The 18,988-nt window shown below is 71.2% G+C and carries 18 protein-coding genes; 7 read left to right on the top strand and 11 right to left on the bottom strand.

Features of this window, described 5'->3' with window-relative positions:
* Genes ACWDRR_RS19440 through ACWDRR_RS19415 form a run of 6 tightly spaced genes read right to left on the bottom strand, consistent with a single transcriptional unit; the run spans position 1 to position 5,950 of the window.
* The gene (locus tag ACWDRR_RS19440; RefSeq protein ID WP_449773448.1) at positions 1-1,284 is read right to left on the bottom strand and encodes a cysteine desulfurase; all 1,284 of its coding nucleotides are present in this window, start codon (positions 1,282-1,284) and stop codon (positions 1-3) included.
* Positions 1,284-2,048 (bottom strand): Fe-S cluster assembly ATPase SufC, encoded by a 765-nt coding sequence (gene sufC / locus ACWDRR_RS19435; protein WP_449773412.1) that lies wholly within the window; start codon positions 2,046-2,048, stop codon positions 1,284-1,286. Before sufC ends, ACWDRR_RS19440 begins: the two co-directional genes overlap by 1 nt.
* A gap of 6 nt (positions 2,049-2,054) precedes the next feature.
* Complete coding sequence (locus ACWDRR_RS19430; RefSeq protein ID WP_352288157.1) at positions 2,055-2,372, bottom strand: bifunctional 3-phenylpropionate/cinnamic acid dioxygenase ferredoxin subunit; 318 nt, start codon at positions 2,370-2,372, stop codon at positions 2,055-2,057.
* Between the two features lie 5 nt (positions 2,373-2,377).
* The gene (gene sufD / locus ACWDRR_RS19425) at positions 2,378-3,625 is read right to left on the bottom strand and encodes a Fe-S cluster assembly protein SufD (RefSeq protein WP_449773411.1); all 1,248 of its coding nucleotides are present in this window, start codon (positions 3,623-3,625) and stop codon (positions 2,378-2,380) included.
* Positions 3,626-3,682: 57 nt separating this feature from the next.
* Positions 3,683-5,098 (bottom strand): Fe-S cluster assembly protein SufB, encoded by a 1,416-nt coding sequence (sufB, locus tag ACWDRR_RS19420; RefSeq protein WP_449773410.1) that lies wholly within the window; start codon positions 5,096-5,098, stop codon positions 3,683-3,685.
* A 9-nt stretch (positions 5,099-5,107) separates the two neighbouring features.
* Entirely contained in the window at positions 5,108-5,950 is an 843-nt protein-coding gene (locus ACWDRR_RS19415; protein WP_449773409.1) for a helix-turn-helix transcriptional regulator, read from the bottom strand.
* Positions 5,951-6,227: 277 nt separating this feature from the next.
* Between ACWDRR_RS19415 and ACWDRR_RS19410 the strand changes: the two genes are divergently transcribed.
* The 3 genes from ACWDRR_RS19410 (at position 6,228) to ACWDRR_RS19400 (ending at position 8,652) form a co-directional block, all read left to right on the top strand.
* Positions 6,228-7,154, top strand: coding sequence for an ABC transporter ATP-binding protein (locus tag ACWDRR_RS19410; protein WP_449773408.1), 927 nt, complete (start codon positions 6,228-6,230; stop codon positions 7,152-7,154).
* A 47-nt stretch (positions 7,155-7,201) separates the two neighbouring features.
* Positions 7,202-7,921: an ABC transporter permease gene (locus ACWDRR_RS19405; protein WP_449773447.1), complete on the top strand. Its 720-nt coding sequence runs from the start codon at positions 7,202-7,204 to the stop codon at positions 7,919-7,921.
* A gap of 152 nt (positions 7,922-8,073) precedes the next feature.
* Positions 8,074-8,652 (top strand): maltokinase N-terminal cap-like domain-containing protein, encoded by a 579-nt coding sequence (locus tag ACWDRR_RS19400; RefSeq protein WP_449773407.1) that lies wholly within the window; start codon positions 8,074-8,076, stop codon positions 8,650-8,652.
* Between the two features lie 170 nt (positions 8,653-8,822).
* Here the strand turns inward: ACWDRR_RS19400 and ACWDRR_RS19395 are convergent, their stop codons facing one another.
* The 3 genes from ACWDRR_RS19395 to ACWDRR_RS19385 all read right to left on the bottom strand — a co-directional run bounded on the left by ACWDRR_RS19395 (position 8,823) and on the right by ACWDRR_RS19385 (position 11,799).
* Positions 8,823-9,119 (bottom strand): hypothetical protein, encoded by a 297-nt coding sequence (locus tag ACWDRR_RS19395; protein ID WP_449773406.1) that lies wholly within the window; start codon positions 9,117-9,119, stop codon positions 8,823-8,825.
* 313 nt (positions 9,120-9,432) lie between these two features.
* The gene (locus tag ACWDRR_RS19390; RefSeq protein WP_449773405.1) at positions 9,433-10,146 is read right to left on the bottom strand and encodes an LAETG motif-containing sortase-dependent surface protein; all 714 of its coding nucleotides are present in this window, start codon (positions 10,144-10,146) and stop codon (positions 9,433-9,435) included.
* Positions 10,147-10,446: 300 nt separating this feature from the next.
* On the bottom strand, positions 10,447-11,799 hold the full coding sequence (locus ACWDRR_RS19385) for a choice-of-anchor A family protein (RefSeq protein WP_449773404.1): 1,353 nt from the start codon (positions 11,797-11,799) through the stop codon (positions 10,447-10,449).
* Positions 11,800-12,062: 263 nt separating this feature from the next.
* On the opposite strand from ACWDRR_RS19385, the gene ACWDRR_RS19380 reads away from it, so the two are divergent.
* Entirely contained in the window at positions 12,063-13,064 is a 1,002-nt protein-coding gene (locus ACWDRR_RS19380) for a COX15/CtaA family protein (protein WP_449773403.1), read from the top strand.
* 69 nt (positions 13,065-13,133) lie between these two features.
* Here ACWDRR_RS19380 and ACWDRR_RS19375 read toward each other — a convergent pair whose 3' ends face one another.
* Positions 13,134-13,472 (bottom strand): hypothetical protein, encoded by a 339-nt coding sequence (locus ACWDRR_RS19375; protein WP_449773402.1) that lies wholly within the window; start codon positions 13,470-13,472, stop codon positions 13,134-13,136.
* A 72-nt stretch (positions 13,473-13,544) separates the two neighbouring features.
* Between ACWDRR_RS19375 and ACWDRR_RS19370 the strand changes: the two genes are divergently transcribed.
* Positions 13,545-14,186 carry a DUF2461 domain-containing protein gene (locus ACWDRR_RS19370; RefSeq protein WP_449773401.1) on the top strand — a complete coding sequence of 214 codons (642 nt, stop codon included), beginning with the start codon at positions 13,545-13,547 and terminating at the stop codon, positions 14,184-14,186.
* A 53-nt stretch (positions 14,187-14,239) separates the two neighbouring features.
* Here ACWDRR_RS19370 and ACWDRR_RS19365 read toward each other — a convergent pair whose 3' ends face one another.
* Positions 14,240-15,181: a heme o synthase gene (locus ACWDRR_RS19365; RefSeq protein ID WP_449773400.1), complete on the bottom strand. Its 942-nt coding sequence runs from the start codon at positions 15,179-15,181 to the stop codon at positions 14,240-14,242.
* A gap of 466 nt (positions 15,182-15,647) precedes the next feature.
* Between ACWDRR_RS19365 and tkt the strand changes: the two genes are divergently transcribed.
* Together tkt and tal are read left to right on the top strand one after the other, a co-directional pair.
* Positions 15,648-17,747, top strand: a complete 2,100-nt coding sequence (tkt, locus tag ACWDRR_RS19360) for a transketolase (RefSeq protein WP_449773399.1) — start codon at positions 15,648-15,650, stop codon at positions 17,745-17,747.
* 97 nt (positions 17,748-17,844) lie between these two features.
* Positions 17,845-18,984 carry a transaldolase gene (gene tal, locus ACWDRR_RS19355; RefSeq protein WP_449773398.1) on the top strand — a complete coding sequence of 380 codons (1,140 nt, stop codon included), beginning with the start codon at positions 17,845-17,847 and terminating at the stop codon, positions 18,982-18,984.
* The last annotated feature ends 4 nt before the right edge of the window (positions 18,985-18,988 follow it).

Genomic DNA, 18,988 nt, shown 5'->3' with positions numbered 1-18,988 from the left:
TCAGCCGAAGAAGTTCCGGACGTGGTGCAGGCCGTCGATCAGGGTGTCGACCTCGCCCGGCGTCGAGTACAGGTAGAACGACGCCCGCGTGGTCGCCGGAATTCCGTACCGCAGGCAGACCGGCCGCGCGCAGTGGTGGCCGACGCGCACGGCGATGCCCTGCTCGTCCAGCACCTGGCCCACGTCGTGCGGGTGGATGTCGCCGAGCGTGAACGAGATCGCGGCGCCCCGGTCCACGGCCGTGCGCGGGCCGATGATCCGCAGGTCCGGGACCTCCAGCAGCCGCTCGACCGCGTACGCGGTGATGGCGTGCTCGTGCGCGGCGATCCGCTCCATGCCGATGTTCGACAGGTAGTCGATGGCCGCACCGAGCCCGACCGCCTGGGCGATCGGCGGGGTGCCCGCCTCGAACTTGTGCGGCGCCGGGGCGTAGGTGGACGAGCCCATGGTGACGGTCTCGATCATCTCGCCGCCGCCGAGGAACGGCGGGAGGTCCTCCAGCAGCTCCTGGCGGCCCCAGAGCACGCCGATGCCGGTCGGAGCCAGCATCTTGTGGCCGGTGAAGGCGACGAAGTCGGCCTCCAGCGCCTGCACGTCCAGCACCATGTGCGGCGCGGCCTGCGAGGCGTCGATGACGACCAGCGCGCCGACGTCCTGGGCCTTGCGCACGATGGCCTCGACCGGGTTCACCGTGCCGAGCAGGTTGGAGACCAGGGTGAACGAGACCACCTTGGTCTTCTCGGTGATCAGCTCGTCGATGTTGGACAGGTCGAGCCGGCCCTCGTCGGTCAGCCCGAACCACTTCAGCTTCGCGCCGGTGCGCTGCGAGAGCAGCTGCCACGGGACGATGTTGGAGTGGTGCTCCATCTCCGTGATGACGATCTCGGAGTCGGCGTCCACCCGGTAGGGCTCGTCCGCCCAGGTCAGCATGTTGGCGACCAGGTTGAGCGACTCCGAGGCGTTCTTGGTGAAGACGACCTCGTTGCGGCTCGGCGCGTTGATGAACGCCGCGACCTTGTCACGGGCGCCCTCGTACAGCGCCGTGGCCTCCTCGGCCAGCACGTGCACGCCGCGGTGCACATTGGCGTTGTGCTGCTCGTAGTAGGCGTTCAGCGCCTCCAGCACCTGGCGCGGCTTCTGCGAGGTGGCGGCGTTGTCCAGGTAGACCAGGGGCTTGTCGCCGTGCAGCAGGCGCTGCAGGACGGGGAAGTCCTTGCGGATCGCGTCGGTGTCGAGCAGACCCGGCAGGCCCGTGGTCGGGCCGCTCGTCTCGGGAGTATGGATCACTCGGAAGCGCCACCCTTCACGTAGGACTCGTAGCCCTCTTCCTCCAGCTTGTCGGCCAGCTCGGCGCCGCCGGACTCGACGATGCGGCCGGCCGAGAAGACGTGGACGTGGTCGGGCTTGATGTACCGCAGGATGCGGGTGTAGTGGGTGACCAGCAGGGTGCCGACCTCACCGGTCGAGCGGACCCGGTTGATGCCCTCGGAGACGACCCGCAGCGCGTCGACGTCCAGACCGGAGTCGGTCTCGTCGAGGATCGCGATCTTCGGCTTGAGGAGCTCCAGCTGCAGGATCTCGTGGCGCTTCTTCTCACCGCCGGAGAAGCCCTCGTTGACGTTGCGCTCGGCGAAGGCCGGGTCCATCTGCAGGGCGGCCATCGCCTCCTTGACCTCCTTGACCCAGAGCCGGAGCTTCGGGGCGTCGCCGCGGACGGCGGTGGCGGCGGTGCGCAGGAAGTTGGACACCGACACACCCGGAACCTCGACCGGGTACTGCATGGCCAGGAAGACGCCGGCCCGGGCGCGCTCGTCGACGGACATCTCCAGGACGTCCTCGCCGTCCAGCAGCACCGAGCCGCCGGTGACGGTGTACTTGGGGTGTCCCGCCAGGGAGTAGGCCAGGGTGGACTTGCCGGAGCCGTTCGGACCCATGATCGCGTGGGTCTCGCCCTGCTTCACGGTCAGGTCGACGCCCTTCAGGATCTCCCGGGGGCCGTTCTCCGCCTCGACGGTGACGTGCAGGTCGCGGATTTCAAGGGTTGCCATATGTACTCAGGACTCCTGGTTGACGGAGACGAGCACATCGTCCCCTTCGATCTTTACGGGGTAGACAGCGACCGGCTTGGTGGCGGGCAGTCCGGAGGGCTTGCCGGTGCGCAGGTCGAAGCTGGAGCCGTGCAGCCAGCACTCGATCATGCAGTCCTCGACCTCGCCCTCGGACAGCGAGACGTTCGCGTGCGAGCAGGTGTCGTTGATCGCGAACACCCCCTCGTCGGTGCGGACGACGGAGACGGGGACGCCGTTGAGGTCGACGCGCCGGGGCACGTCCTCCTGGAGCTCGCTCAGCGCGCAGGCACGGAGAAAACTCATCGGCCTCAGACCGCCGCTTCCAGCTCGGCCTCGATCTTCTCCATGAGCTGCTCCTGGATCTCGGCGACGCCGATCTGCTGGACCAGTTCGGCGAAGAAGCCGCGCACCACCAGGCGGCGGGCCTCGTCGGCCGGGATGCCGCGGGCCTGCAGGTAGAAGAGCTGCTCGTCGTCGAAGCGGCCGGTCGCGGAGGCGTGGCCGGCGCCGACGATCTCGCCGGTCTCGATCTCCAGGTTGGGGATCGAGTCGACCCGGGCACCGTCGGTCAGCACCAGGTTGCGGTTGAGCTCGTAGGTGTCGGTGCCCTCGGCGGCGGCGCGGATCAGCACGTCGCCGACCCAGACGGCGTGCGCGTCCTGGCCCTGCAGCGCGCCCTTGTAGACCACGTTGGAGCGGCAGTGCGGGGTGTCGTGGTCGATGACCAGACGGTGCTCCAGGTGCTGGCCGGCGTCGGCGAAGTAGAGGCCGAACAGCTCCGCCTCGCCACCGGGCGCGGCGTAGGAGACCCGCGGGTGGATCCGGACCACGTCGCCGCCGAAGGTGACCACCACGGACTTCAGCGAGGCGTCCCGGCCGACCAGGGCGGTCTGCTGGGCGGTGTGCACCGCGTCGCGGTCCCAGTCCTGGACGGAGACGAAGGTCAGCTTGGCGCCGTCGCCGAGCAGCAGCTCGACGTTGGCCGCGCGGGTGCCCGTCCCGGTGTGGTTGATCACCACGACGGCCTCGGCGAACGGCTTGACGTCGATCACCACGTGGGCGAAGCGGGTGCCGCCCTCGCCGTGCACGTCGATCTTCACCGGCTCGGTGAGCACCGTCTCCTTGGGGACGGTGACCACGAGCGCCTGCTCGAAGGCGCTGAACGCCTGGGCGGCGACCCGGTCGACCGGCTTGCCGGCCTTGCCCAGGCGGGCGTCGTCGCGGCCGACGGTCTCGGCGGTGACGCCGTCCGGCAGGCTCAGCTCGACCTTGTCCTCGCCCTTCTCCGCCTCGGCGGCGCTGCCGTCGTGCAGGCCGTTCAGGCGGTGCAGCGGGGTGAACCGCCAGTCCTCCTCGCGGCCGGTCGGCACCGGGAAGTCGCCGACCTCGAACGAGGGCTTGACGGCGACGCGGGCGTCGATCGGCTGCTGGACGGTGGCGCGGCCGGTGCCGGGACCGGCGAGCTGCGCGCCCGCCCCGGCGGTGCCGACCTCGATCGAACCGGCCGTGGTGGAGCCGGCGGTGTTCCCGGCGACATTCAAAGGCGTGTCAGCCATGGCTGTCGTAGTGCTCTCTTCCTCAAAATTGGTGGATGGACTGCGTGCGGCCGTACGTCAGCCGACGGAGCCCTCCATCTGCAGCTCGATCAGCCGGTTCAGCTCCAGCGCGTACTCCATGGGCAGCTCGCGCGCGATCGGCTCGACGAAGCCGCGGACGATCATCGCCATCGCCTCGAACTCGGTCATGCCCCGGCTCATCAGGTAGAAGAGCTGGTCCTCGCTGACCTTGGAGACGGTCGCCTCGTGGCCCATCGACACGTCGTCCTCGCGGACGTCCACGTAGGGGTAGGTGTCCGAGCGGGAGATGGTGTCGACCAGCAGGGCGTCGCAGAGCACGTTGGACTTGGCGCCCTTGGAGCCCTCGCCGATCTCGATCAGACCGCGGTAGGAGGTGCGGCCGCCGCCTCGCGCCACCGACTTGGAGACGATGTTGGAGGAGGTGTTCGGCGCCATGTGGACCATCTTGGCGCCGGCGTCCTGGTGCTGGCCCTCACCGGCGAAGGCGATCGACAGGGTCTCGCCCTTGGCGTGCTCGCCCATCAGGTAGACGGCCGGGTACTTCATGGTGACCTTGGAACCGATGTTGCCGTCGATCCACTCCATGGTCGCGCCCTCGTACGCCACGGCGCGCTTGGTGACCAGGTTGTAGACGTTGTTCGACCAGTTCTGGATGGTCGTGTAGCGGCAGCGGCCGCCCTTCTTGACGATGATCTCCACGACCGCGGAGTGCAGCGAGTCCGAGGAGTAGATCGGCGCGGTGCAGCCCTCGACGTAGTGGACGTAGGCGTCCTCGTCGACGATGATCAGCGTCCGCTCGAACTGGCCCATGTTCTCGGTGTTGATCCGGAAGTAGGCCTGCAGCGGGATGTCGACGTGGACACCCTTCGGCACGTAGATGAAGGAGCCGCCGGACCACACGGCCGTGTTCAGCGCGGCGAACTTGTTGTCGCCGGCCGGGATGACGGTGCCGAAGTACTCCTTGAAGATCTCCGGGTACTCCTTGAGCGCGGTGTCGGTGTCCAGGAAGAGGACGCCCTGCTCCTCCAGGTCCTCGCGGATCTGGTGGTACACCACCTCGGACTCGTACTGCGCGGCCACACCGGCGACCAGCCGCTGCTTCTCCGCCTCCGGGATGCCGAGCCGGTCGTACGTCGCCTTGATGTCGGCGGGCAGGTCCTCCCAGGACTCGGCCTGCTTCTCGGTCGAGCGGACGAAGTACTTGATGTTGTCGAAGTCGATGCCGGTGAGGTCCGAGCCCCAGGTGGGCATGGGCTTCTTGCCGAACAGCTTGAGGCCCTTGAGCCGCAGGTTCAGCATCCACTCGGACTCGTTCTTCTTCGCCGAGATGTCGCGGACGACGTCCTCGCTGAGCCCGCGCTTGGCGACGGCGCCGGCGGCATCCGGGTCCGCCCAGCCGTACTCGTAGGTGCCCAGGCCTTCGAGCTCCGGGTGCGAAACGGTGTCAGTCATGCGAGCTTCCTAACGCGCGGACGCTGAATCTTCGGTGGACGTACCGGCAGTCGGCACTGCATCGGAACCCGGCCCCGCGGTGCGCAGGGAGGGCGACGATGCGGCACCGGGTGCCGGCACATAGGTGGTGCAGACCCCGTCGCCGTGGGCGATGGTGGCCAGCCGTTGCACATGGGTGCCCAGCAGTTGGGAGAAGACCTCGGTCTCCGCCTCGCAGAGCTGCGGGAACTGCTCGGCGATGTGCGCGACCGGGCAGTGGTGCTGGCAGAGCTGGGCGCCCGCCGGGGCTTTCGCCGCGGCCGACGGAACCCGCCGCACCGTGGCAGCGTACCCGTCGGCGCTCAGCGCCCGGGCCAGCGCCTCGGTGCGCTCACCGGCCTCGGCCTGGCGCAGGGCGTCCAGGTACTTCTCGCCCTGCTTGCCGAACCGGGCCCGGGCGAAGGCGGCGACCGCCTCCTCGCCCGCCGCGCCGCCGCCCACCGCGTCGGAGATCCAGCGCAGCGCGTCGGCCGCGAGCTGGTCGTACGCCTGGTAGAAGGCGTCCCGACCGGATTCGGTGAGGGCGAAGACCTTGGCCGGGCGCCCCCGGCCGCGGCTGCCGTAGACCCGCTGCTCGCGGGCGTCGACCAGGCCCGCGGCGGCGAGGCCGTCCAGGTGGCGGCGGACAGCGGCGGTGGTCAGACCGAGGCGGTTCGCGAGGTCGGTGGCGGAGGAGGGGCCGTGGTCGAGGATCGAGCGGGCCACCCGGTCCCGGGTCGCCCGGTGACCGTCGAGCAGCACCTCGGTCGCCGTCGCGGGCACGGCGCAGCCGGGGGCCGACTCGGCCTCCTGCTCCGGGGCGTGCTCGCGCATGTTTTTCACAACACGATTGTTGCGTAATTACTTCCGAAGGGACAACCCGTGATGCAGGCCTCACTCGTGTCATCTGTCACGCAGGTAAGCCTTACCTGACCTGCGAAAACGATCACGAGGGCACCGTTCCTCCGGCCGCCCGGGCCGCTCGGACCCGCCGTACGGGAGGCCCGCCGATCCGGAATCCAATCCTCCGCCATGCCCTTTCCGCCGCCTCCACCGGCCCGGCCCGGCCTCCCGTCCGGCCGCCGTGTTCGGTCCTCATACACTCGCCGGTATGCACTCCGAACCCGCGGTCCGGGTCACCGGGCTGGTCAAGCGCTACGGCGACAAGACGGCGGTGGACGGTCTCGACCTCACCCTCGCGCGCGGCGCCGTCACCGCCGTGCTCGGCCCCAACGGCGCCGGCAAGACCACCACCATCGAGATCTGCGAGGGCTACCGCCGCCCCGACGCCGGCACCGTCCGCGTGCTCGGCCTCGACCCGGTCGCCCAGGGCGCGCAGCTGCGCCCCCGGATCGGGGTGATGCTTCAGTCCGGCGGCGTGTACGCGGGCGCGCGCGCCGTCGAGATGCTCCGGCACACCGCCAAGCTGCACGCCCACCCGCTCGACGTGGACTCCCTGGTCGAGCGCCTCGGCCTGGGCTCCTGCGGCCGCACCACCTACCGCCGGCTCTCCGGCGGCCAGCAGCAGCGGCTCGCCCTGGCGATGGCCGTGGTCGGCCGCCCCGAACTGGTCTTCCTGGACGAGCCCACCGCCGGGCTGGACCCGCAGGCCCGCCGCGCCACCTGGGAGCTGGTCCGCGACCTGCGCCGGGACGGCGTCACCGTGATCGTCACCACCCACCACATGGACGAGGCCGAGCAGCTCGCCGACCGGGTCGCCATCGTCGACCGCGGCCGGGTCATCGCGACCGGCACCCCGGACGAGCTCTGCCGCGGCGGCGCCGAGTCCGGGCTGCGCTTCGACGGCCCGCCCGGTCTGGACCTCGCCGCCCTGCTCAAGGAGCTGCCCGAGGGCGCCACCGCCACCGAGCCCGCACCCGGCAGCTACCGCGTCGGGGCCCCGGTCTCCCCGCAGCTGCTGGCCACCGTCACCGGCTGGTGCGCGGCCACCGGCATCCTCCCCGAGCGGCTCGCCGTGCAGCGCCGCAGCCTCGAGGACGTCTTCCTCGACCTGACCGGACGGGACCTCCGCTCGTGACCCCTGTGGACTACTCGCCCGAACCCGGCGCCGCCCCGGTCGGCCGGATGCTGCTCGCGCAGACCGCCTTCGAGACGAAGATGCTGCTGCGCAACGGCGAGCAGCTGCTGCTCACCGTGATCATCCCGACCGTCCTGCTGGTGCTGTTCTCCGCCGTCGACATCGTCGCCGTCGACGGCCCCGGCAAGCGGGTCGACTTCCTGGCCCCCGGCCTGCTGGCGCTGGCCGTGATGTCCACCGCCTTCACGGGGCAGGCCATCGCCACCGGCTTCGAGCGCCGCTACGGCGTGCTGAAGCGGCTCGGCGCCAGCCCGCTGCCCCGCTGGGCGCTGCTCACCGCCAAGACGGGGTGCGTGCTGGTGACGGAGGCCCTGCAGGTCGCGCTGCTGAGCGTGATCGCCCTGGCGCTCGGCTGGTCCCCGCAGGGCGACCCGTTCAGTGTCGTCGCCCTGCTGGTGCTGGGCACCGCCGCCTTCTCCGGCCTCGGCCTGCTGATGGCCGGCACGCTGCGCGCGGAGGCCACCCTCGCCGCCGCCAACCTGGTCTTCGTCCTGCTGCTGCTCGCCGGCGGCGTGATCGTCCCGCTGAGCAGGTTCCCGTCCGCCGTCCAGTCGGTCCTGGAACTCCTCCCCATCGCCGCCCTCTCCGACGGCCTGCGCGCCGTCCTCCAGACCGGCGCCGGCGTCCCCTGGGCCGACCTCGGCATCCTGACCGCCTGGGCCGTCCTCGGCCTCGCGGCCGCGGCCCGGTTCTTCCGCTGGGAGTGACCCCGGCCTTCGACACGGGCGGCCCCCCGGCTCATTCGAGCCGGGGGGCCGTTGCTTCTCGGCGGGCCGTGCTTCTCGGCGCGGCCGCCCGCCCGATAGGTTCGATCACACCCCGTCGGAGGACGGGCCCGGACCGACGCGAGAAGGAACTCATGGCCGCCATCCACCGCACCACCATGACGCCCACCAAGCTGGAACTGCTCACCGGCTGGCTGCCCCGGCAGGACTGGTACCTGGGCGACGCGGACGCTCCGGAACTCGTGCGGGCCGGCGGGTTCCGTCTGGACGATCCGGAGGGCGAGGTCGGGATCGAGTTCATGATCGTGGTGGACGGCTCCGCGCAGCAGCCGGTGGCGTACCTGGTCCCGCTGGCGTACCGCGGTTCGGCACTGGAGGGCGCCCCCCGCGAGGCGTTGATCGGCACGTCCGAGCACGGGGTGCTCGGCACCCGGTGGATCTACGACGGCGTCCACGACCCGGTGGTGACGGCGCAGTTGCGCGCACTCCTGCGCGGCGAGGCGGTACCGCAGCACCAGAGCGAGAGCGACACCCCCGACCCGACCGTCACCGTGCACGGAACGGCGTCCGGCGACGGGATCGACGCCCGGGTCAACCGCGTCCTGCGGCCCGCGGAGGCCGCGCAGAACGCGTCCGCCGTCCTCGTCGCCGGGTGGTCCTGGCCGGACGGAACGGCCGTACGGGGCGTGCTCGCGGCCGTCGCGCCGAACTGAGAGCTCACGCGAGCCTCTCGACCCTCCGGCCCCCGCTGCTGCCCCGAGAACTCACACCCCGCCGGGCGACGGTCGACGAAGGCATGCCCCCGCGGGCTGCCACCGACTCCTCGGCCCACTCGCCCGGTTGCTCGGGCGCGCGATCCGAGGCCGCGGTACGCAGCGCGCCGCTACCGGGCCGAGTTGTCGACGATCGCGGCGATCTCCACGAACGCGATGGCCGGTGCCGCGCCGTACAGACCGGTCACTCGCTCGCGCAACTCCTCGGTGAAGAACTGTTCCGCCGACTCCTTCGAATCCCAGACGTAGAAGTTGACCACCTGCCGCTTCTGCTCGTCGAAGGTGAAGAACTTGAACCGCAGGCCCGGCATCCCTTCGAAGACGCCCCGGGCATTCTCGGCCACCTCGGTTATCCGTGAGCGATCGAAGTCGTCGGTGTAGGAAAAGGTGACGGTGGCGCCGATCATGGGCACTCCCTGTATCGATGGATACGGGCACCTTGCCTCACCTGAAAACGCTACGCCGTCGCGCTCCGAACGGCCAGATCGATCGGGTCCGTCGAGGCAACGCCACCGGTCACCCCGCACTCCTGGCGGGACGAGCCGGAGCGCGGGGTGCCCGAGGTGCCGGGGCGGCGCTTCGGCCTCTTCGTGGTCGAGCTCGACGGGACGGGCCCGCGGTCTCCGGGCACGCCGTCCGATCGGGCCGGCGCCGCACACCGCGGCGGCCCCCCGCTCGACGGTGCGAGCGGGGGGCCGCCGTGGTTGCCGGGCGCGGGCGTCAGCTCTCGCTGCCGCCGCGGCGCTTGCGGGCGAACAGGACGATCGCACCGCCGAGCAGCAGGACACCGCCGCCGGCCGCCGCGATGATCGGGGTGGAGTCGCTGCTACCGGTCTGGGCGAGCACCGGGCCCGGGGCGGTGGTGCTCGGGGCCGGGGTGGGCGTCCGGGTGGGAGTGGGCGTCGCCGTCGGGGTGGCGGTGCGCGACGGGGTCGGCGTGGGGGTGCCGGTCTTCGTGGGAGTGGGGGTGGGGGTGGGGGTCGGGGTGGGCGTGGGCGTCGGGGTGGGCGTAGGAGTGGGGGTGGGAGTCGGGGTCGGAGTCGGAGTGGGCGTCGGGGTCTGGCAGACCTCGATCGTCTTGGTCTCCGTCTTGTTCCAGTCGGCGTTCTTCGGGTCCTCGGTGGTGGTGACCACGAAGGTGGCACTGACCGGCTTGGCGTGGTCCTTCACCGGGTACGTCCCGTGGAACTCCTTGCCGAACTGCTTCTGGTCGAGCACCTTCTCGCCGTCGACGGTCAGGCTGACGACGTTCTTCACACCGCTCGCGTCGCTGTAGTTGGTCAGATCGATCACGATCTTGTCGCAGGTCACCTGCCACTTCGGCGCGTGCGCCGAGGCGCTGGTCGCCAGTGCCATGGGCAGCAGGACGGCGACAGCCGCCGTCCCCGCCAGTGCCGCGCTCCTGATGCCGATCTGCCGCCGCTGTCGCGCCATTTCGTTGTCCCCTCCGAACGGTCTTGCGCAGCAGGCTTGTTGAGTGGGTTCGCGGTGGCCCGCCACGACTGTCCGGGGGACTCTACCGGCACACCCGCACCTCCCCACACCCCGCCGTACGACCGGATTTCGACTGTCCGTCCGGCCTCGGTTGTGCAAGATCCAGCCCATCACACCCGCCACCTCGGAGAACACCGATTCGGCAAACTTGAACGCATTCCGTCAGGGTGGCCAAAAAGTGTCGCCCCCGGCGGTCGATTCCGACCACCGGGGGCGACACAACGGTCAACCGGTGAACCGTCAGGCCTGCTTGGCCGCCCGACGTCGCGCGGCCACCACGATCGCGCCACCGGCGGCGATCACGACCGCACCGCCGATCGCCAGCGGGACGACCGGACCGGAGCCGGTGTGGGCGAGACCGCCCCCGGTGCTGGCCCCGGCCGAGGGGCTGGCCGAGGCACTCGGCACCACCGCCGCCGACGGGGAGGCGGCGGCCGAGGGGCTGCCCGACGCGCTCGGGCTCGGCTTGCCGCCGGTCGGGGTGGACGGGCTGCCGGAGGCGCTCGGGGTCACCGAGGCGCCCGGCGTGCCCGGGGTGGTCGACGCGCTCGGGGTGCCGGTCGCCGAGGGCGAACCGCTCGGCACCACCGGGGGCACGGTCGGCGGGGTGGTCGGCGGGCCGGTCGGCGGCACCTCGGTGGGCAGGCAGCCGGTGAACGGGTAGTGGTGCGTCTCCGCGCCGCCCTTGCCGGTCAGCGACTTGGCGATGACCGAGCCGTTGACGGGCCCGCCGCTGCCGAGGTCGAAGGCGGCGTTCGGCGCCAGCACGGTGCCGGCCCAGGCGGCCTGGCTGTTCTTGACCACCTTGGTGGCGGTCGGGAAGTTCCAGAGCAGCTTGGCCCGGACCGCCCCGCCCGCCGCGCTCTGCAGCTTGTCGTCCAGGACGTACGCCTTCTTGCCCTCGTCCCACAGGTGGAAGCCCGTGGTCCTGGCGGCGGCCATGTCGTAGCCGTCGCCGGTCACGGTGACGACGGTGACCGAGCCGACCGGCACCTTCACGAAGACGTTGGTGGCGCCCTGGAGCGTCGCGGCACTGACGGTGAAGCTGTTGAGCTTGGCGTCGGCGCTGCTCAGGTAGAGGTCCGCGCCCTTCGCCTCGATCGTGGCGCCGGCGGTCGGCGCGGCCGCGGCGAGCGCGGTGGACGCGGAGCGCAGCTTGGCGAACTCGGCCTTGAAGTCGATCGGGGACGCGCCCTGGCTGATCTTGCCCTGGTGCGCGTCGACGACGGCGCCGGCGGCCTTCGAGCCGTAGACGCCGTTGCCCTTCATCACCTGGGTGTTGTGCCCGGTGATCTTGCCGGCCACGACCAGCGCGTTGCCGCCGGGCAGCGCGGCCACCTGGTCGGCGGTCAGCTCCTGGCCGACCGAGAAGCCGCCGGTGAAGTCCGCGTTGCCGCCGACGGCCACCGCGCCCTCGGCGTCCGGCGTGTGGGTGTCGTCGCCCTCGATGAACTCCCCGTAGAGATTCGCGACTCCGAGGCTCTGGCACTGCCGGCCGGGCTCGGTCGCGTGCGCGGCGGCCGGGGCGACGAGACCGGCCAGGGCAAGGGATCCGCCGAGTGCGAGCGCAGCGGCGGGTATGGGTATGCGCATGTGCAGGATCTCCGCTTACGTGCGGGGGGTGGGAGAGGTCCGGAAAAAGGTATGGACCAAGCCGCACTCTGTCGGCCGAACGAGTGATTGGTCAAGACCAATGTCCATCTTGTCCGAACAGTCCCGTTCGACCGGCACGGCCCGGGGAAGCCGCCCCGGACGACGCCCCGGACGACGCGCCGCGGCAGCGGGCCGCGGGGGCCCGCCCGGCGCGACCCCGCCCCGCCCCAAGATCAGCTGTAAGGCCGCCTACGATTGACCCCGTGCCTACCCCCTTCTCCCTGCTCGCCGACCGCTGGCGGCCGTCCGCCGCCATGGTCCGGCGCGCCGCGTTCGCCGCGCTGGTGATGAGCGTGGTGATCGTCGTCACCGGCGGAGCCGTCCGGCTCACCGCCTCCGGCCTCGGCTGCACCACCTGGCCCCGCTGCACCGGCGAGAGCATCACGCCGACGCCCGAAATGGGCCTCCACGGCATCATCGAGTTCACCAACCGGATGCTCACCTACGTCCTGAGCGCGGCCGTGGGCTGGGCGATCCTGGCCGCCCGCTGCCACCGCCGGCCCTCGGCCGAGGGGGCCGCGAAGCCCTGGCGGCGCAGCCTGACCACGCTGGGCTGGGCGCAGTTCTGGCTGGTGATGAGCAACGCCGTGATCGGCGGGATCACCGTGCTGACCGGCCTCAACCCCTACACCGTCGCCGTCCACCTGATCTCCGCGATGGCCCTGGTCTGGGTCGCGCTGCTGATGTGGGAGCGGTCCCGGGAGGGCGACGGCCCGCCGCAGCCGGCGGTGGCCCGCCCGATCATCCGGCTCTCCTACGTCCTGGTCACCGTGATCGGCCTGCTGGTGGCGGCCGGGACGCTGGTGACCGGCGCCGGGCACCACCCGGGGACGCCCAAGGACAACAAGCTGGTGCCGCGGATCCCGCTCGACTACGACCGCCTCGCCCAGGTGCACGCCGACCTGGCGTTCGTCTCGGTCGGCCTGGCGATCGCGGTGCTCTTCGTCTTCGCCGCCGTGAAGGCCCCGCCGGCCGCCCGCGCCCGGGCCCGCGAGCTGCTCGCGGTGCTGCTGCTCCAGGGCGTGCTCGGCTTCGTCCAGTACTTCGCCGACGTCCCGGAGCTCCTGGTCGGCCTGCACATGCTGGGCGCCACGCTCACCTGGATCGCCGTGCTGCGCGTCCCGCTGGCGCTGCGGGTCCGCGCGGACGAGGACGCGCCCGCCGCGCCGCTGCCCGCCCAGGCACCGCGGACCGCCGCCGTCTGAGCCCGGACGCGCGCACGCGAAGGGGCCCCGGGATCACCCGGGGCCCCTCGCGCATGTCCGGGGCCGGCGTCAGCCGCCGATCTGGATGCCCGCCATCCGCTTCCACTCGTACGGGCCGGTCTTCACCCGCAGGCCCAGCTCGCCCTCGAAGTCGTCGTGCAGGGTGACCCCGGCCAGCTCGGCGGCCCGGCGGCCGACGGCGTAGCTCGGGGCGACCTGGTCGCCCCAGGCGCCGTCCGCGCCGACCACGACGATCCGGGTGGCGACCGCGCCGACGTACTCGACGACACCGTCGGCGCTGCCGCCGTGCTGCCGGGCGAAGGCGGTCAGGTGCTTGGCGATGCGCTTGGCGCGGCGTTCGACGCGGGCGTCCGGCGCGGCGGGGGTTGCGGTCTCTGCGCTGCTCATGCCCGCATGCTACCCATCGGTAGCGGAGCTGGCGACGGGACCGGGCTGTGCACCGGACCACATACTGGAGCGGTGACCTTCCAAGGCTGGCCGGCCGAGGCCCTAGAGTTCTACGAGCACCTGGAGACCGACAACTCCAGGACCTTCTGGCAGACCCACAAGGACCGGTACGAGCACGTCGTACGGGAGCCGATGGAGCAGCTGCTCGCCGAGCTGGAGCCCGAGTTCGGGCCGGGCAAGATCTTCCGCCCCAACCGGGACGTCCGGTTCAGCGCCGACAAGTCCCCGTACAAGACGCACATCGGCGCCCACCTGGCGGCCGGCGGCTACATCCAGCTCTCCGCCGACGGCCTGGCCTGCGGCAACGGGCTCTACCAGCTCGCCCCGGACCAGCTGGCGCGCTACCGGGCGGCCGTCGCCGAGGACGTCGGCGGCGCCGAGCTGGAGCGGGTGATCGCCCGGGTCCGCGGTGCCGGCCCGGAGGTGGTCGGCCGGGACAGCCTGAAGTCCGCCCCGCGCGGCTACCCCAGGGACCACCCGCGGATCGAGCTGCTCCGCCACAAGGGGCTGGTCGCCTGGCAGGAGTGGCCGCCGGCGGCCTGGCTCGGCACCCGGGCGGCCCACGAGCGGATCACCGGCTTCCTGCGGGCCTCCCGGCCGCTCAAGGAGTGGCTGGACGACCGGGTGGGACCGTCCGAAGCGGCACCGCGCTGACGAACGCGAAGGGGCCCCGGTCCGAAGACCGGGGCCCCTTCGACGTGCGGCGGCTACTTCACGAACGGGTCCACCGCGATCACCACGAACAGCAGCGTCAGATAGGTGATCGACCAGTGGAAGAGGCGCATCTCCTTGAGCTTCGCGCCGACCACACCGGCCTTGGCCCGGGCGTACAGCCCGTGCGCCTCCTTCAGCCAGGCCGCGCCCAGCAGCACCGCCGAGACGGGGTACAGCCAGCTGGTCTCGGCCAGCGGCCAGAGCGCCAGCGAGACGGCGACCATGACCCAGGAGTAGATGACGATCTGCTTGGCGACCGCCAGGTTGCCCTTGACCACCGGGAGCATCGGCACGCCGGCCCGCTCGTAGTCCTCGCGCACCTTCATCGACAGCGGCCAGTAGTGCGGCGGCGTCCAGAAGAAGATGACCAGGAAGAGCACCAGCGCCGACCAGGACACCGAGTTGGTGACCGCCGCCCAGCCGACGAAGACCGGCATGCAGCCGGCGATCCCGCCCCAGACGATGTTCTGCGCGGTGCGCCGCTTCAGCCCCAGCGTGTAGACGAACACGTAGAACAACAGGGCCGACAGCGCGAGCAGCGAGGACAGCGGGTTGACCAGGTAGCCCAGCCAGAGGGTGGAGCCGACCGCCAGCGCGATGCCGAACACCAGCGCCTCGCGCGGCGACACCATCCCGGTGACGAGCGGCCGCCGCTCGGTGCGCGACATCACCGCGTCGATGTCGCGGTCGATGTACATGTTGAGGGCGTTGGCGCCGCCGGCCGACAGGTAGCCGCCGACGACCACCTCCAGCACCAGCAGCGGATTCGGAACGCCGCGCTGCGCCAGGAACATCACCGGCACGGTGGTGATCAGCAGCAGCTCGATGATCCGAGGCTTGGTCAGTGCGACGAATGCGCCGACACGGGCCCCGAACGGCCGGTGCGCAGGCGTCGCCCCGGTGACCCCGGCGGGACGGGATTCGACGGCGGTCACTAACACCCCAACTGAAGATGAATCTTCGCAGGCGTCCACCGGAACGAAGTTCCCGAATCGTCCGCTCTGCGCGTACCACGCCACCTTAGACGCTCCATATCTCCCCACCGGCTCCGGGGTCCCCCGGCGGGGCGGAACGCACACCCCCGGGTGAACCCCTGGCCGAACGCACGAAGCCGACCTGCTGCGATGCCTGTCCCCCGTCCTGACCATCGGGCGGGCAGAGGCCATGAAACCAGGAGAGCCTGGGACAAAAGCACCCTTCGAACCCTCGTGGGAATCGCCATACGGAAATCACGGTTGTCTCAGCACGGAGGGTGAGCCTCGACCCGGACGGTAGGCTCGCACCGAGAAGCGGGATCTACCCTCCGTGACCGGCACCACCCAATGTCCGGCCCCAGCGACGTGGCCGACCCGGTCCCCTTCACGGGGTCACTCTTCACAACGGAAGGAGCCCTGAGACAGGGTGAGCACGACGCCGACGAATGCATTCGAGTGGTCCGAGCTGGACGAGCGGACGGTCGACACCGCCCGCGTCCTGGCGATGGACGCGGTCCAGAAGGTCGGCAACGGACACCCCGGGACGGCCATGTCGCTGGCCCCGGCGGCGTACCTGATCTTCCAGCGCTTCCTGCGCCACGACCCGACCGACCCGGCATGGGTCGGCCGCGACCGGTTCGTCCTCTCTCCCGGGCACACCAGCCTGACCCTCTACACCCAGCTCTACTTCTCGGGCTACGGCCTGGAGCTGGACGACCTCAAGGCCTTCCGGGTCGCCGGCAGCCGCACCCCGGGCCACCCCGAGCACGGCCACACCGCGGGTGTCGAGACCACCACCGGCCCGCTGGGCCAGGGCATCGGCAACGCCGTGGGCATGGCGATGGCCGCCCGTTTCGAGCGCGGCCTGTTCGACCCGGAGGCCCCGGCCGGCGAGTCGCCGTTCGACCACACCATCTGGGCGATCGTCTCCGACGGCGACCTGGAGGAGGGCATCTCCGCCGAGGCGTCCTCGCTGGCCGGCCACCAGAAGCTGGGCAACCTGGTCGCGCTCTACGACGACAACCACATCTCGATCGAGGGCGACACCGAGACGGCCTTCTCCGAGGACGTGCTCAAGCGCTACGAGGCGTACGGCTGGCACGTCCAGCGGGTCGCCCCGAAGTCCAACGGCGACATCGACGTGGCCGTGCTGGCCGAGGCGCTGGCCGCGGCCAAGGCCGAGACCTCCCGCCCGTCGATCATCGCGATGCGCACCATCATCGCCTGGCCGGCCCCGGACGCGCAGAACACCGCCAAGGCGCACGGCTCCGCGCTCGGTGCCGCCGAGATCGCCGCCACCAAGAAGGTCCTGGGCTTCGACCCGGAGAAGACCTTCGAGGTCAGCGACAAGGTCATCGAGCACGCCCGCCTGGTGATCAAGCGCGGCAAGGCCGCCCGCGACGAGTGGCAGCGCTCGCTCGACGCCTGGCGCGCCGCCAACCCACACCGCGCCGGCGAGTTCGACCGCATCCAGGCCGGCGAGCTCCCCGAGAGCTGGAAGAAGGCCGTCCCGGTCTTCGCGGCCGGCAAGGACGTCGCGACCCGCAAGGCGTCCGGCGAGACCCTCAAGGCGCTCGGCGCGGTGATCCCGGAGCTGTGGGGCGGCTCGGCCGACCTCGCGGAGTCCAACCTCACCACCATCGACGAGGAGAGCTCCTTCCTCCCCGAGGGCAACCCGCTGAAGTCGGCCAGCCCCTACGGCCGGACGATCCACTTCGGCATCCGCGAGCACGCCATGGGCTCGACCATGAACGGCATCGCCCTGCACGGCAGGACGCGGGTCTTCGGCGGCACCTTCCTGGTCTTCGCCGACTACATGCGCCCCGCCGTCCGGCTGGCCGCGCTGATGAAGCTGCCGGTCACCTACGTCTGGACGCACGACTCGATCGGCCTCGGCGAGGACGGCCCGACCCACCAGCCGGTCGAGCAGATCGCCTCGCTGCGCGCCATCCCGGGCCTGACCGTGGTCCGCCCGGCCGACGCCAACGAGACGGCCGTCGCCTGGCGCACCGTCATCGAGCGGCAGACCAGCCACCCGGGCCCGGTCGGCCTGGCGCTCACCCGCCAGAACGTCCCGACCTTCGACCGCGAGGTCTTCGGCTCCGCCGAGGGCACCGCGAAGGGCGGCTACATCCTGGCCGAGGCCTCCACCGGCGACCCGCAGCTGATCCTGCTCGCCACCGGCTCCGAGGTCCAGCTGGCCGTCCAGGCCCGCGAGGTCCTGGAGGCCGAGGGCACCGCGACCCGCGTGGTCTCGCTGCCGTCCTTCGAGTGGTTCCACGAGCAGGACCAGGCCTACCGCGACAGCGTGCTGCCGCCGTCGGTCAAGGCCCGCGTCTCGGTCGAGGCCGGCATCGCCCAGGGCTGGCGCGAGCTGGTCGGCGACCACGGCCGGATCGTCTCGCTGGAGCACTTCGGCGCCTCCGCCGACTACAAGGTGCTCTTCGAGGAGTTCGGCCTGACCGCCGAGCGGGTCGTCGCCGAGGCCCACAACGCGCTGCGTTCGCTCGAAGCCGTCAACCGCTAGCACCACCGGGGCCGCGTGCCCGCCCGCACAGCGGGTACGCGGCCCGTCTGACGACCCCACAGACAGACAGATGAAGACAGAAGAAGGACTGAGCACCATGACTGACGCACTGAAGCGCCTCAGCGACGAAGGCGTGGCGATCTGGCTGGACGACCTCAGCCGCAAGCGGCTGAACACCGGCAACCTCGCCGAGCTGGTGCAGAACAAGCACGTGGTGGGTGTCACCACCAACCCGACCATCTTCCAGAAGGCCATCGGCGGCGGGGACTCCTCCTACGACGGCCAGCTGCGTGACCTCGCCGTCCGCAAGGTCACCACCGACGAGGCCGTCCGCATGATCACCACCTCGGACGTGCGCGACGCCGCCGACGTGCTGCGCCCGGTCTACGACGCCTCCAACGGCCGCGACGGCCGGGTCTCCATCGAGGTCGACCCCCGCCTGGCCCACGAGACGGCCGCGACCGTCGCCGAGGCCAAGCAGCTCTGGTGGCTCGTCGACCGCCCGAACGTCTTCATCAAGATCCCCGCCACCAAGGCCGGCCTGCCCGCGATCGCCGAGGTCATCGGCAAGGGCATCAGCGTCAACGTCACGCTGATCTTCTCGCTGGAGCGCTACCGCGCGGTGATCGACGCCTTCCTGACCGGTCTGGAGGCCGCCAAGGCCAAGGGCCTGGACCTCTCGCAGATCGAGTCGGTCGCCTCCTTCTTCGTCTCCCGCGTGGACACCGAGATCGACAAGCGCCTCGACAAGATCGGCGGCGAGGCCAAGCAGCTGCGCTCCAAGGCCGCCCTGGCCAACGCCCGCCTGGCCTACCAGGCGTACGAGGAGATCTTCGGCAGCGTCGACGGCAAGACCGCCGGCAGCGCCCGCTGGAAGGCCCTGGAGGCCGCCGGCGCCAAGCCGCAGCGCCCGCTCTGGGCCTCCACCGGCGTCAAGGACCCGGCCCTGCCGGACACCCTGTACGTCACCGAGCTGATCGCCCCGGGCACCGTCAACACCATGCCCGAGGCCACCCTGGAGGCCACCGGCGACCACGGCGTGATCACCGGCGGCACCATCGTCCCCAACTACGCCGACGCCAAGGCCGTGATGGACGCCATCGCCGCCGCCGGCGTGGACTACGACGACGTCGTCCAGGTGCTGGAGGACGAGGGCGTCGAGAAGTTCGAGCAGTCCTGGAACGAGCTGCTCGACACCGTCACCGCCTCGCTCGCCTCCTTCGCCGCCGAGAAGTGACCCC

The sequence above is a fragment of the Kitasatospora sp. NPDC003701 genome (assembly GCF_053587085.1).
Note: the sequence above shows the minus strand (reverse complement) of the source record. Positions and strands in the feature narration are given on the sequence as shown.

Coding starts and splice junctions, on each gene's coding strand:
- sufC (WP_449773412.1), bottom strand. CDS start 2,048: ATGGCAACCCTTGAAATCCGCGACCTGCACGTCACCGTCGAGGCGGAG.
- ACWDRR_RS19430 (WP_352288157.1), bottom strand. CDS start 2,372: ATGAGTTTTCTCCGTGCCTGCGCGCTGAGCGAGCTCCAGGAGGACGTG.
- sufD (WP_449773411.1), bottom strand. CDS start 3,625: ATGGCTGACACGCCTTTGAATGTCGCCGGGAACACCGCCGGCTCCACC.
- sufB (WP_449773410.1), bottom strand. CDS start 5,098: ATGACTGACACCGTTTCGCACCCGGAGCTCGAAGGCCTGGGCACCTAC.
- ACWDRR_RS19415 (WP_449773409.1), bottom strand. CDS start 5,950: ATGCGCGAGCACGCCCCGGAGCAGGAGGCCGAGTCGGCCCCCGGCTGC.
- ACWDRR_RS19410 (WP_449773408.1), top strand. CDS start 6,228: ATGCACTCCGAACCCGCGGTCCGGGTCACCGGGCTGGTCAAGCGCTAC.
- ACWDRR_RS19405 (WP_449773447.1), top strand. CDS start 7,202: ATGCTGCTCGCGCAGACCGCCTTCGAGACGAAGATGCTGCTGCGCAAC.
- ACWDRR_RS19400 (WP_449773407.1), top strand. CDS start 8,074: ATGGCCGCCATCCACCGCACCACCATGACGCCCACCAAGCTGGAACTG.
- ACWDRR_RS19395 (WP_449773406.1), bottom strand. CDS start 9,119: ATGATCGGCGCCACCGTCACCTTTTCCTACACCGACGACTTCGATCGC.
- ACWDRR_RS19390 (WP_449773405.1), bottom strand. CDS start 10,146: ATGGCGCGACAGCGGCGGCAGATCGGCATCAGGAGCGCGGCACTGGCG.
- ACWDRR_RS19385 (WP_449773404.1), bottom strand. CDS start 11,799: ATGCGCATACCCATACCCGCCGCTGCGCTCGCACTCGGCGGATCCCTT.
- ACWDRR_RS19375 (WP_449773402.1), bottom strand. CDS start 13,472: ATGAGCAGCGCAGAGACCGCAACCCCCGCCGCGCCGGACGCCCGCGTC.
- tal (WP_449773398.1), top strand. CDS start 17,845: ATGACTGACGCACTGAAGCGCCTCAGCGACGAAGGCGTGGCGATCTGG.